13 protein-coding genes are annotated in these 13436 nt (G+C 42.0%); 3 read left to right on the top strand and 10 right to left on the bottom strand.

Annotated elements, in window-relative coordinates:
- Nucleotides 1-24: 24 nt before the first annotated feature.
- From V7K79_RS00305 to V7K79_RS00335, 7 genes are all read right to left on the bottom strand, one after another.
- Nucleotides 25-975 carry a UDP-glucuronic acid decarboxylase family protein gene (locus tag V7K79_RS00305; RefSeq protein WP_335043600.1) on the bottom strand — a complete coding sequence of 317 codons (951 nt, stop codon included), beginning with the start codon at nt 973-975 and terminating at the stop codon, nt 25-27.
- A 470-nt stretch (nt 976-1445) separates the two neighbouring features.
- Nucleotides 1446-3584, bottom strand: a complete 2139-nt coding sequence (locus tag V7K79_RS00310) for a cation:proton antiporter domain-containing protein (RefSeq protein ID WP_335043602.1) — start codon at nt 3582-3584, stop codon at nt 1446-1448.
- Between the two features lie 141 nt (nt 3585-3725).
- A complete protein-coding gene (locus V7K79_RS00315) occupies nt 3726-4382 on the bottom strand; it encodes an HAS-barrel domain-containing protein (protein ID WP_335043604.1) in 657 nt (218 codons plus the stop codon).
- A gap of 88 nt (nt 4383-4470) precedes the next feature.
- The gene (locus tag V7K79_RS00320; RefSeq protein ID WP_335043606.1) at nt 4471-4668 is read right to left on the bottom strand and encodes an NAD(P)H dehydrogenase subunit NdhS; all 198 of its coding nucleotides are present in this window, start codon (nt 4666-4668) and stop codon (nt 4471-4473) included.
- A gap of 102 nt (nt 4669-4770) precedes the next feature.
- A complete protein-coding gene (gene rodA, locus V7K79_RS00325) occupies nt 4771-6084 on the bottom strand; it encodes a rod shape-determining protein RodA (RefSeq protein WP_335043609.1) in 1314 nt (437 codons plus the stop codon).
- 167 nt (nt 6085-6251) lie between these two features.
- Nucleotides 6252-7322 carry an Mrp/NBP35 family ATP-binding protein gene (locus tag V7K79_RS00330; protein ID WP_335043612.1) on the bottom strand — a complete coding sequence of 357 codons (1071 nt, stop codon included), beginning with the start codon at nt 7320-7322 and terminating at the stop codon, nt 6252-6254.
- A 269-nt stretch (nt 7323-7591) separates the two neighbouring features.
- On the bottom strand, nt 7592-8116 hold the full coding sequence (locus tag V7K79_RS00335; protein ID WP_335043615.1) for an SRPBCC family protein: 525 nt from the start codon (nt 8114-8116) through the stop codon (nt 7592-7594).
- 448 nt (nt 8117-8564) lie between these two features.
- Here V7K79_RS00335 and hemF point away from each other — a divergent pair, with 448 nt between their 5' ends.
- Nucleotides 8565-9605, top strand: coding sequence for an oxygen-dependent coproporphyrinogen oxidase (gene hemF / locus V7K79_RS00340; protein ID WP_335043617.1), 1041 nt, complete (start codon nt 8565-8567; stop codon nt 9603-9605).
- A gap of 252 nt (nt 9606-9857) precedes the next feature.
- Nucleotides 9858-10226: an STAS domain-containing protein gene (locus tag V7K79_RS00345; RefSeq protein WP_094351701.1), complete on the top strand. Its 369-nt coding sequence runs from the start codon at nt 9858-9860 to the stop codon at nt 10224-10226.
- Between the two features lie 74 nt (nt 10227-10300).
- On the opposite strand, the gene V7K79_RS00350 is transcribed toward V7K79_RS00345, so the two are convergent.
- On the bottom strand, nt 10301-10906 hold the full coding sequence (locus tag V7K79_RS00350) for a chromophore lyase CpcT/CpeT (protein WP_335043618.1): 606 nt from the start codon (nt 10904-10906) through the stop codon (nt 10301-10303).
- 208 nt (nt 10907-11114) lie between these two features.
- Between V7K79_RS00350 and psb29 the strand changes: the two genes are divergently transcribed.
- A complete protein-coding gene (psb29, locus tag V7K79_RS00355) occupies nt 11115-11822 on the top strand; it encodes a photosystem II biogenesis protein Psp29 (protein WP_335043620.1) in 708 nt (235 codons plus the stop codon).
- Nucleotides 11823-11931: 109 nt separating this feature from the next.
- Here psb29 and V7K79_RS00360 read toward each other — a convergent pair whose 3' ends face one another.
- Nucleotides 11932-12294 (bottom strand): phage holin family protein, encoded by a 363-nt coding sequence (locus V7K79_RS00360; RefSeq protein WP_292816351.1) that lies wholly within the window; start codon nt 12292-12294, stop codon nt 11932-11934.
- A 440-nt stretch (nt 12295-12734) separates the two neighbouring features.
- The gene (locus tag V7K79_RS00365) at nt 12735-13418 is read right to left on the bottom strand and encodes an ExbD/TolR family protein (RefSeq protein WP_335043622.1); all 684 of its coding nucleotides are present in this window, start codon (nt 13416-13418) and stop codon (nt 12735-12737) included.
- Nucleotides 13419-13436: the final 18 nt, after the last annotated feature.

Here is a 13436-nt window from a genome sequence, read left to right on the forward strand (position 1 = left end):
ATTTAGAGCAACGCTAGACGCCACTCAGGTGGTTGAATTATTGGCATCGCTTTGAATGCGATCGCGAAAATCTTTTATTGTCAGTTTTAAACCCTCTTGCAGAGGAATAGTAGGTTCCCAATTTAACCAAGTTTTTGCCTTTGTGATATCAGGCTGGCGACGGCGGGGATCGTCCGAAGGTAATGCCTCGAACTTAATCTGTGCGTCTGGATTGATCATATTTTGCACAGTTTGTGCCAATTGTAAAATCGTGTATTCACCAGGATTGCCCAGGTTGACTGGGCCAACGTAGTCGCTATTCATTAGGCGGATGAATCCTTCTACCAAATCAGAAACGTAGCAGAAACTACGAGTTTGCGAACCATCACCGTATACAGTTAAAGGATTACCCTGCAAGGCTTGAACTATAAAGTTGCTCACTACCCGACCATCATTTTCTAACATTCTCGGCCCGTAGGTGTTGAATATCCGCACAACTCGAATATCAACTTTATTTTGCCTGTAGTAATCAAATGCTAAAGTTTCAGCAATTCTTTTACCTTCGTCGTAGCATGAACGTATTCCAATGGGATTGACGCTACCTCTATACTCTTCAGTTTGGGGATGAATTTCTGGATCTCCATATACTTCACTTGTGGAAGCTAAGAAAAACCTCGCTTTCACACGTTTAGCTAGCCCCAACATATTCAGTGTTCCCATCACGTTAGTTTTAACGGTTTTAACTGGATTGTACTGGTAATGTACTGGTGAAGCAGGACAAGCTAAATGATAAATTTGATCCACTTCTAACCGAATTGGTTCGGTAATATCGTGGCGGATCAATTCAAAGTACGGATGATCTAACCATTTTAAGATGTTGCGTTTATGACCAGTGTAAAAATTATCTAAGCATATTATTTCATGCCCAGCATTCATTAGTCGGTCGATGAGATGGGAACCAATAAACCCAGCACCGCCCGTCACCAAAATTCTCATAGTTTCCCAGTTACTTACAAATATTTTCAGTAGCTATTGCACTTAGTTTTAGATTACCCACCTTGGGCACAAAAATACAAAACAAAAAAAAATAACAAGCTTCAGTCAAAAAGTGTTGTTGAACTTACCTATTTTCTTCATAGTTGTAGTTTTGTTATATTTTTACCTGTTTTCTTAAGAATTTAATTAGCAAAATAACAAAAATTGTTTAAAAATTGTTTATTCTTCAGCCGAACTTTATCAAATCTTCAAAAATATAAAGTATTTTTACGGTTACTGAGGTTTTAGTTAGATACAAAAAAATTGTCGAGAGCGGGGCGACCCTCATACTACAAATACATACTAATAATACAGATGTACATTTCTACAGCCGATTCATTTCTTGCCAAGATTTTTGGAAATCTGATGCCTCCAGCAGACTACGCTAACGCAGCCCAAGTCCATTTACTTGAACTGTATTCTGCCTTACATCATACAGCAGATGTAATGCTGCTAACCGTGGTAGACATAATTAAATTTGTAGTTTGAGTGCGTTGCGGTTCTCCAAGCATGATAATTGAGCAGGTAAGTTGTCTGGCTAACTGGGTTGTAACATCGCTAATGGCTAACCCTCCAGGACTGGTACGATTACGTATAAAAGGTAAAACTACTAAATCATATAATCTTGCTGCCTGCAAAATTGCTTGGGCAACATTTTCGTGAGCGATGATTTGAATTTCTGGGGCATTGGCCAAAGCCAATTTAGATACCAATAGGGAGAGATGCGATCGCCTCCAAGCAATTTTACTAGAACTAGTGCGGCGATCGCACACATTCAGTACAGTAATGTGGCTCTGATTTGCCTCGGCTACCATCTGGGCAAATTGTACAGGTTGTAATGTCGGTGCTGTTAAGTTTTCTACTGGTACTAAGATGCGTTGAATTTTTTTCGGTGATTCTACTAAACGTGTCACCGCTACTGGACAATGGGATGCCCAAAGCACACCATCAATCACATTCCCAAATAAACGCGCTCGCAACCCAGTCCGTTTACCCCAACCCATAACAATTAAATTAGCCTTTTGTTCGCGAGCTGCTCTGCTAATTCCTTGAGCAAAGGCATCATCGATTCGCAGCATCGGTTCTGCGGCTACGCCCAAGGCTCGACTTTGTGTCGTGGCTTTATTCAATAACCACTCACTCCGTTGTAGAGACGTTTCTAACTGGGGCGCATCCATCTGAGCAGCAGCAGTAGCGATCGCTAAAGGTATAATTTTGCCTTGAGACTGACGCGCTAATAACGCCGCCATTTCAATCAAATACTGCTGGGTCTGAGGATTATATACAGGCACAACTATACTAAAAGCACTGTTTGTTTCTGAGGCATTCTCCTCAGGTAGAGGTGGTACTGGATCTTCGGCTGGCGGAGAATTCAAACCAACAGCTATTCGACTGGTCATCAACGGTCCCAAGGTTGATGTAACGAGCATTAAGACAATCACACTGTGTAATACTTCCAATGGCAGCAACCCAGCCCGATATCCCACTAACGTTGCTGCTAAAGTTGTACCAACTTGGGGAAGTGAGAGCGACCACATCGTTAAAATTTCTTGCCATTTATAGTGGTAAACCAGTTTTGTCAACAAAGCTGCAATCAATTTACTGACAATCAAACCAACTACGATCAACAGCGTTAACTTGAGCGTATTCACATTGTTCGCAAAGGTGGGTAAATCTATCAGTAAGCCAAGGTCAACAAAGAAAATGGGAATGAACAGTACACTGCCAATAAATACCACCTTTTCTTTGACAGGGCCTTCACCCACAGCCTCATTCACTGCCAAACCCGCTAAAAAAGCACCAACAATTTTTTCTACCCCAATCAATTGAGCGCCCATAGCTGCCAGAAACACAGAAAGCAACACAAACAAAAACTTGTTTCCTTCATCGTCTCCAGACCGCTTGAAAAATTCTTTGCCTGCCCAATCAAAGCCTGTAACAACAGCAACAGAGTAAATAGTTAACCAACCTGACAAGGTGAGTAGTTTAGCAAAGCTGAATACTCCAGTATGAGCGACAGCTACACAAACGGCTAATATCAGTACTGCACCAATATTTGTAAAAATCGTAGCTCCAATGGTGACACCAACAGCTTCGTTGTTTACTACTCCCAAACGGCTGATTATGGGATATGCCAAAAGGGTATAGGAAGTGAATAAAGAGCCAATTAAGATTGAAGTATTCCAGCCATAGCCTAAAATCAGACCTAATAAAATTCCCATGACTAGGGGTACACTGAAAGTTAAGCTAGCAAACCCAAAGGCACGACTTTTTCTGCGGCGGAACTGTTCTAGATCGACTTCTAGCCCTGCGACGAACAGCAAATAAATTAACCCAATGTCTGATAGTAGGTCAATCATCGGTGAGTTAGACTGAACAAGATTCCAACCTGAGGGCCCGAGTACCAGCCCTGAGAAAACTAAACCCACTAATCCTGGTAATCTTAGCCGCTCAAACACGATCGGTATAACTAAGATGATCGCCAGCAAGACAGCAAAGGGAACAATTGGTTCTTTGCCAAGAACTTGGGAAGTTGGTTCCAGAATAAGAACTTGTGATATTAGTTCCATATATAGGAATTGAAGAGGCTATGGTAAAACAGTGATTACCTTAAGGGCGACTGCCCGATCAATATAAATAGACAAGCCACCTGACGAAAAATCAAAAATCTGAATTTACACTAACTAGGCAATTATTTAAGAATTAACTACCTACGGATGGATTTGACTCAAAATGAACCGTAAGCGATCGTAATCATCTTTAAGTAAAACACTTAAGCTACGTCCAGCCTTAATTAGCCATTCTCGGTCAGCTTTGCGTAGCTGGTATACATCTCGAATGGCAGCTGCGATTAAAGACTCTATTGGCGCACCATTTATACAAAGGAGTGTCCGTAAAAAATCTAGTTCTTCAGTAAATTTGATGATAGCTTCTGATTCACATCGATAAACAGCTTGATGAATTTGCGGGGGACGGGGTGGAAGATACTGATATACTCTTTGGTTATAACTTTGATTTTGCGAAGATAGTTCAAATCCGACGATCGCAGCCCGGAATTCTGTACGGAGCATAGCAAATATTTGGGGTTGTTCCTCCCGTAAGTCTTGCAAGGACAACCCCAACGCTCTTGCCCGGTGTACGGAATCTATGGGCATAGTCGTGGCATAATACACTACAGCATAAATTTTATTGCCAGATTCTTCATCTATAGAACAGACCCAACTACCAAAGGGTGGCATGGAGGGAAAGCTTAAATCTTCCGGGTCCAAACACTGAGCTAAAAATTCAGTACTGGTAGTTTCAATTACCTCTGCAATATGATTGGGATGGCGATCGCCAGTGGCAAACTGTGGTAAGGGGAGGCGCATGGGAGTGCTAAGTGCAGAGTTAGAAGTTATGAGTGATGAGTAGAAGAATCATAACTCCTAACTCATAACTTCTCACTCCTAAGTAATCTTATTTGGCTTTTTTACGTCCAGCGGTGGTTTCTACGAGTTCTAATTCGCTCAGGCGGAAGGTAACTAATTTATCCCAGTTACCACCCTCAAATAATACGGCTACTTTGCCATCACTCACCCGTTGCACGAGTCCTTCGTAGCGATAATAGGTATCTGCGGTATTTTTGACGCGAACAGTTGCTCCAGGCAGAATCATGTTTTTAGCCTCGCTTGTTTCCTTTTAATAGCTTAATACTTGTCATTGGTCATTTGTCTTTAAAGAAGTGCAAATGACCAATGACCAATGACAAATGACGAATTAATAATACTTCTGCCTTTGTCGAAAATTTGCTACTGATTCTACTATTCCCAAGGAAATGAAGTTGGTCAGCATTGCAGAACGCCCATAACTCATCCAAGGTAGAGGAATTCCTGCCACAGGCGCTAAACCTACAGTCATGCCAACATTGACAATCACCTGAAATACAATCATGGACAAAACGCCAATAGCTAACAAAGAACCAAAGTTATCTTTGGCCGTTTGGGCAATATGCAATAGACGCAAGCAAATTAAGCAGAAGACAAACAGCACTACCAAACAACCGACAAAACCAAATTCTTCTCCTACTGCGGAGAAAATAAAGTCTGTATGTTGTTCCGGTACGAAATTCAGTTGCGTCATAGGCCCCTTGAACAGACCCCATCCCCATATTTCACCAGCACCAATAGCAATACGAGATTGGATTAAGTGATATCCAGCACCAAGTGGGTCGTGATCGGGATTCATGAATACAGTTAGTCGGTCTTTTTGATACTCTTTCAAAACATGGTTCCAGGCGAAGACTCCTAATTCGCCACCCAGTATATTAAGAGTCCACGCACCAATAGCACCTAAACCAAATCGACGCCAGGGAAGAGTTTGCCAGCCCACAATAGCCATTGCAACAGACCAAATTAGTCCTAATGGACCAAAAGATAGTTCTTTGAATAAAACTATCGGCTCTGTTAAAGGCCAAGATAGACTAAACAAAATGGCAGCAACCACCGGAGAAATCATCAGAATTAACCAGCCAGGGTTAGCATTTGCCCAGTAAAGCATTCCTAAGACGATTGCACCAAATACCAATGATGTTGCTAAATCTGGCTGCAAAAATACTAATCCCCAAGGTATAGCGGTGATTGCTAGAACGCGGAAAACACCTTCGAGGCTAGAAGCAGTACGCCTGTGTAGCAAAGCTGCTAAGGTAACAATCACGCCGATTTTGGCAAATTCTGAGGGTTGCACGTTAAAGCCGGCGATACTAATCCACCTCTGTGCCCCTTTGGCACTAGTACCAGCAATCATCACAGCAATTAAGCTGAAGTTCGTTAACGAATAAGTTACCCAGTGCCACTGCATCAAAAGTTCGTAACGGGTACGAGATAAAAACAGGGCTATAAGCACGCCGATACCCGCTACCATCCAGTGCCACCACCAGTCAGTTACTGGCTGCTTCAGTTCCGTACTGAGAATCATCAGTCCGCCAAAGATACTGATAGCAATCGGTAAATAAAAAAGTAGCCAATCTACATGCTGCCAGGGCTTAACCCAAGACTTCCAGCGAATTTTGGGGAGCGATCGTTTTAACAACATTGTGCCAGTTTAGACTTTAGCTTTAATTGTTGGGAATTGGAAATTGGGGATTAGGAGTTGGTTAATAATAAATAGTTATTTTTTTCCCTACTTACCCACTCCCTAATATCCAGTCCCTAGTATTCCCAAGCTCTAGCTAGGAAGTAAATAGAAATTAAAATTTATAATTATGCTAAGGCAGCAACTGATACTTTACCTGCAATGGTAAGAGCGATCGCTGTTAATGCTTTTGCTGAAGCTGAATCTGGGTCGCCAACAACTATTGGCACACCGCTATCACCACCAACTCGTGTGGAAATCTCTAGCGGCACGCACCCCAATAGTGGCACTCCCAATTCAGCAGCTGTTTTGGAACCACCACCGGAACCAAAGATGTCATATTGTTTATCTGGTTGATCGGGGGGAATAAAATAGCTCATATTTTCCACGATCCCCAATACCGAAACATTCATCTGCTGGAACATCCGCAATCCCTTGCGAGAATCTAACAGAGCTACGTTTTGCGGCGTGGTGACAATTACTGCTCCTGCCATTGGTACTGCTTGAGTTAAAGTTAACTGAGCATCTCCAGTTCCTGGTGGCATATCTACAATCAAATAATCCAGTTCTCCCCATTGCACTTGATAGAGAAACTGGCGAATTACACCATTGAGCATAGGCCCCCGCCAAATTACTGGCTGATCTCGATCAATCAAAAAGCCCATTGAAACTAATTTGACGCCGTGATTAAAAGCAGGTTCCAAGATGTCACCTGTTTGAGTCGAACGCACAGTAATTTGAGCATCAGACAAACCTAGCATGGTGGGGTCATTGGGGCCATAAATATCGGCATCTAGCAAGCCGACTTTCGCTCCAGTTTGGGCTAGAGCCACTGCGACATTTACCGCCACCGTACTTTTACCAACGCCACCTTTACCACTGGAAACAGCAATGATATTTTTGACTCCAGAAATACCAGTGCGGTCAGATAAACTTTTTTGTTGCGGCGTTTCTGCCGTCACTTCTATGCTGACATCTGTAACGCCTGGGAGTTTTTTGACAGCTTTCTGACAGTCTTCGACAATAAATTCACGTAAAGGACAGGCAGGAGTGGTTAAAACTAAAGTGAAACTAACCTTACCACCATCAATTGTGACGTTACGAATCATATTTAGTTCTACCAGACTTTTACGCAGTTCTGGGTCTTCCACTGGTCGCAAAACTTCTAGGACAGAGCGGGAATCGAGGACATCGTACATAAAAGTTCAAAATTCTAAATGAATAAATACACTTGTGGGGAACATTTTAGCTATTAACTAAATGCTTTTTTAAGTAAGGTCAGCTTAGTATTATCACTGTCACTGCCGTGATAAAACTTAACAAATTGCATTATTACCTAATAGAATCTTAACTTTCTTTGGGCATTGGGCATTGGTTATTCTCCTTGTCCCCCTTGTCTCCCCCAGTCCCCATTACCCCTTATCCCCAGAGGGGGCCCCACCTTCCCCAGTCCCCAATCATCCAGTACCTAAAAATCAAAACAACTATCATTAAGAGATTTTTTCTTAGCAGATACCCCTGGTAATGCCGTCTTTTCTACTGCCTCGACTAAAGCTCGTGCAACTCTGTCTGCATAAGGACGGGATAAAGACCAAATCAAGGGTGATAACCAACCCCGTAGCGTTACTGAATAAGACAAACAAGTACCACAAACTGTTGACTCTACTTGGTAAGTTATCCGTTCCTCTATTCCAGGAATCGCCATCACTCGGATACTCAACATCTCTCTAGGATTGACGCGTTCCACAAAAATTCTGATGGGAATTGGCGAAAAGCGTGTTACAGCTTGAAAAATTAATCCTGGTTTGGGTACTAATCCGTGGGGAACATTAGTACTTTTCAGTTGTGGATGCCAGGAAACATCTGTTAAGTCAACCACTTTTTGCCACAGTTCATCTACAGAAGCAGAACTAATCTCTCGATATGTCCACACCAGAGAAGCACAAAACCGACGACGTTTGCGGCGGATGAATTTGGATAACCAACCTTGCATTTTCCTAATCCTCCTCCTAAATACTTTCTGGTAACTCTGGTATGGTGTGCAACTACGCTCAACTACTAAATTAAAACTTTCTTAAAAATACCCTAAACATAGCAAGCCATGATTCAGTACAGACCCTAACAGCCGACATCAGCAATATGGCAAAAAATTTCTGAGTAGACCAGTCAAATCTTTGATACCTCAAGCTTAAGACTAAAATTGAGTCTTTATACCAGAAAATTCTAATTAAGAATTTCAAAAAAAATTAATTCAATACACAAGCCTATACGCATTTGAGGGAAAATAACTCTAGTGATGCCCATCAATCGTATAAATGCTTAACCAGTAAGAAAAAAGCGGGTTGGGCAAATAGAGCTTGATTGTTGGTGCGTGTTTCCCCCAAATTTGAAAATGAAAAATTTGTGGCTTTCTAGAAATTGTAATTTAGGTTCGGGAATCTATGTTGACCAACTCGCAAATACCAACTGTAGAAGCAGAATCATCCAAGTCTTTGCCAGCAGCTGATGCTCAGATTAGGGTCAGTCAGTTTATGAAACAACTGCAAGACGAAATTACCGAATCATTAGCAAAACTAGATGGTGTGGCTAAGTTTTATGAAGATAGTTGGGAACGCCCAGAAGGAGGTGGAGGGCGATCGCGCGTGCTGCGAGATGGTGCAATATTTGAACAAGCAGGTGTAAATTTTTCTGAAGTTTGGGGTTCCCATTTGCCAGCCTCAATTTTAGCTCAACGCCCGGAAGCCACAGGGCATGGCTTTTATGCCACAGGCACTTCACTGGTATTACACCCTCATAATCCTTATGTGCCCACAGTGCATCTAAATTATCGTTACTTTGAAGCGGGGCCAGTGTGGTGGTTTGGTGGTGGTATAGACTTGACACCTTATTACCCCTTTGCTGAAGATGTGGCACATTTACACAAAACATTAAAACAGGCTTGTGACCAACACCACCCAGAGTATTACCCGGTGTTTAAGCGGTGGTGTGATGAATATTTCTACCTCAAGCATCGTGATGAGACACGGGGTGTCGGTGGTCTATTTTTTGATTACCAAGATGGACAGGGTGCTTTATATCGCGGGCCAAATCCCAATGGAGAAGCGGCTATTTATAGCAATCAGGTGGGAACACCAGCAACCCGGAATTGGGAAGATTTGTTTGGCTTTGTACAAGGCTGTGGCAAAGCATTTTTACCAGCTTACGTACCGATTGTAGAACGGCGACATGGGATGGAGTATGGCGATCGCCAACGGAATTTTCAACTCTACCGTCGGGGACGGTATGTAGAATTTAACTTGGTTTATGACCGAGGCACTATTTTTGGTCTGCAAACCAACGGACGCACTGAATCAATTCTCATGTCCCTACCTCCCTTAGTGCGCTGGGAATACGGCTATCAACCCGAACCCAATTCCCCCGAAGCTGAGTTGTATGAAACTTTCCTTAAACCTCAAGATTGGATCAACTGGACACCCAAATAGTTTTGAGTGCTGAGTGCTGAGTTAGGAGTTAGGAGTTAGGAGTTAGGAGTTAGGAGTTAGGAGAATTTCCCCCATCTCCCCCATCTCCCCCATCTCCCCACTCTCCACTATTTTGGTGAGTTAAACTATTAAAGTTAAGCACTTAGTCGAAAAAGGTGACAAATTTAGCTATAGCTTGTTAATCTCAAGTGACAGCATTAGAAAATTCTGTTACCAGTTAATCATAAAAGGAATGCCACGGGGAGGGCTTTAGTGATTCATATAGATCAAAAAACCTATACAACCCAAGACGGAAACACTGTTATCGTCTTGACACCATCAGGCCGTCTGGATATCACCACTGCTTGGCAATTTCGCCTGAAGTTACAAGAGTGTATTTCCAAACTCAGTCGTCACGTAGTTGTAAATCTGGCTCAGGTAAATTTTATTGATAGTTCTGGCCTTACGTCTTTGGTAGCTGGAATGCGGGATGCTGATAAAGTCAAGGGCAGTTTCCGCATCTGTAATGTACATCCAGAAGCCAAACTGGTGTTTGAAGTGACGATGATGGATACTGTTTTTGAAATCTTTGAAACAGAAGAGGAAGCTTTAGAAGGTGTACCTCGTAGCATTGCTAGCTAAAAAAGAGTTAGGAGTAGAGACGCGATTAACCCTTGTCTGTACAGGAGTTAATTCAAAATTCATAACTCATAACTTTATCTTATTGAATACTGATTTCGCTTGGTGTAGCGATAAGGCCCCATAATCGCTCCCCAGGTTGCTTTTCCAGTTGCGGGATCATATCCTTTGTCGTAACTGTGAAATTCTGTCGCTGTAGCTGCAAAACCTAAAGAAACATGGACGCTATTGCCAAGATAAGTAAAGCTACAACGAGTCTCTGGTAGTGGGGTAGTGGCAAACTGATAGCGATCGCCAGCTAGGTTCTCCTGAGTAACTCTGAGGATACAACCTGGTAGTAAATTTAATTGTTCGGATGTCAATGTATTTAGTAGAGCAGGATTATTACCTGCGCCTTTTAATGCACCTGGATCTTGAGGCATATAATATTGTACTTCCACAGTTGCGTCAGAGTCGCTGCTTTGACGCAACCGGATAATTCGTTGGCGGTAAGGTTGATCTAGGGTAATAACGTTAGCCTGTTCAGCAAATAAGGTGATGCTATCTTCTGTGAACAGATTAACTGGTCTTTGCCACAGACGCAGGTGGACATACCAAACTGGTTCTCCTATGGCTTGTTCTTGATTATCAAATTCACCAGCTAGGTAGTCACCTAAAGCAATTAACTGTGGCGATAAGTTCATAAGTACAAAATATAAATCATTAAGAATAATAATTTTTAGGTGTTTTTTAGGATAAAAGGTCTTATTTGCTGTAACTGCCAGCTTATAAAATACTTCTAATGTATATATATTGTAAATGAAACCGTCACCTGCTAAAAGCTCAACTTGGCAAAGTAGCCTTTAAGCGAGAAAATAAAGATACGTCGCCCTTAACATTTCTTTTTTCTTTGTGAATAACGTCCGTACAGTCTCTGATACAAAGCGAACTTTCTATAATCTTCACACCCGTCCGATCAACACTATTTATCGTCGGGTAGTAGAAGAATTGATGGTGGAAATGCATCTGCTGTCAGTAAATATCGATTTTAGCTACAATCCAATTTATGCCTTGGGCGTCGTCACTACTTTTGACCGCTTCATGGAAGGCTATCAACCAGAACGGGATCAAGAATCAATTTTTAACGCCTTATGTCAGGCTATAGAACAAGATCCGCAACACTATCGACAGGATGCCCAAAGATTGCAAACTGTAGCTAAAGGTTTGCCAATTAAAGATTTAATTGCGTGGTTAAGCCAAACTAGTTACTTAGATCGAGATGCTGACTTGCAAGCAAACTTGCAAGCGATCGCCAATAATCCTAACTTTAAATACAACCGTTTGTTCGCAATTGGTGTATTTTCGTTATTAGAACAGTCAGATCCCGAATTAGTCAAAGACGAAAAGCAACTCACTGAGGCGCTGAAAGCGATCGCTGCTGGCTTGCACCTCTCTGATGACAAACTCAACAAGGATTTGGAATTATACCGTTCTAACTTAGACAAAATGGCGCAAGCGCTAGTGGTGATGGCAGATATTCTCTCAGCAGATCGCAAAAAACGCGAGCAACGTAAACAACAATCAACTACCCCAGTTGCTCCCCCAAGTTCCAACGAATAGTTATAATTTGACAGCGATGAATTAGGAGTTATGAGTGAGGAATTTTGAATTAACTCCTGTACAGACAAGGGTTAATCATGTCTTTACTCCTAACTCCTAACTCTTAGCATTAGACACCCAATATTTTGTAGATTAAGCTGTTAATTATAGTCAGTGTAAATGCCCCAATAACAGCACTCCAAATCCCGTAACGCAAGCGAAAGCCTTCTACTAACCAAGCAGCAATACTAAAACAAACTACGGCAATCATAAATGTGAAAATGCCAGATAATAAGTCCAATGTTAGTAGATTTGGTACTGCAAAAATGAGGCTTAAAATCGGTCTGACTATTGCCGTCACGATACCAAGTACTGCGGCAGAAAGAAACGCTTTACCAGGAGTATCAATTTCAACTCCCAAAGGCAACTTACTAATTATCAACAAGCTGATAGCTGTTACGAGCCAAACAATTAAAAGCGTCACGATATTCATGCCATAACCCCTGATATTAATTAGTAATTTGTAATGAGGACAGACTGAAAAACGCTTGACATAAGCGCTTTTCAATCTGTTAACCTATTTAGACATCCTTCCCCAATTTGGTATGAAATGTGGATGGTAATTGGTAATTAATTCCTCAGTCTATAGGTGCAAAAATCTTTAATACTCAACCAATTATTTGTAAATTAGCAGCTTTTTTTTATCTAGCCAAAATTTATTCTAGATATCTTTAGGTTTGGGAAAAGACTTAAAGGGGGAATGGGAAGTCATGAGTAGGGGATAAGGGGACAAGGGAGATGAGGGGACAAGGGGACAAGGGAGATGAGGAGGAATTACTGATCCAGTTTCTTCCTTGTCTATCCCCTCTTCCTTGTCTCCCTTGTCTCTTTCTCCATGCCCAATGCCCCATCCCCAATTCCCCATTCCCTATCTCATCTTTTAAGAGGAGGTTGGGTTTTTTTGGGTGCTACAGGCGCTTGAGGTGCTGGTGAGTTAGGAACCACCGGAGAAATACCAGGATTGATGCTTTGTCCAGTTGGAGGCTGAGTGATGCTAGGAAAGGGTACAGAATTAGGTGCTAAGGGGAATTTTGGGGTAATATTACCTTCGGGATTGATGCCTGGAATTGGTGCAGCACCAGGATTGATTGGGAGAGATGGGACAGAAGGCTGGTTAGGCGAGTTTATCGATGGTTGAGATGGGCCAGGAATAATTCCCAAAGAAACGCGATCGCCCCCTACTTGTCGTAGCAAGTCCAATGTCTCAATCACATCGTTGTAAGTTGCTGTGCGCGAAGCATTCAGCACGACAATGGCACTGGGGTTGGCTTGCAGATACTGTTTTAAACTCTGTCTCAAATCCTCTCGTTTTACAGGCTGTTTTTCTATGTAAGTATTGCCCACAGCATCAATGGTGACAATCACACTTCCACTCTGTGACGTGATTCCAGAGATTGTACTGGGGCTGGCTTTAGGCAAATCAACATTTATTGCTTGTTGCCGTGTAAATTGTAAAGCGGCTAATAAAAAAAATGTCAGGATACAAAAAACGACATCAATTAAAGGGATGATTTGAATTTGGACTTCTTCAATTGGAGTATGTAGATTAACTTTCATGTCTTACTCTCAAGCCTG

The organism is Nostoc sp., assembly GCF_036917575.1.
In the GTDB taxonomy this organism is placed as follows: Bacteria; Cyanobacteriota; Cyanobacteriia; order Cyanobacteriales; family Nostocaceae; genus Nostoc.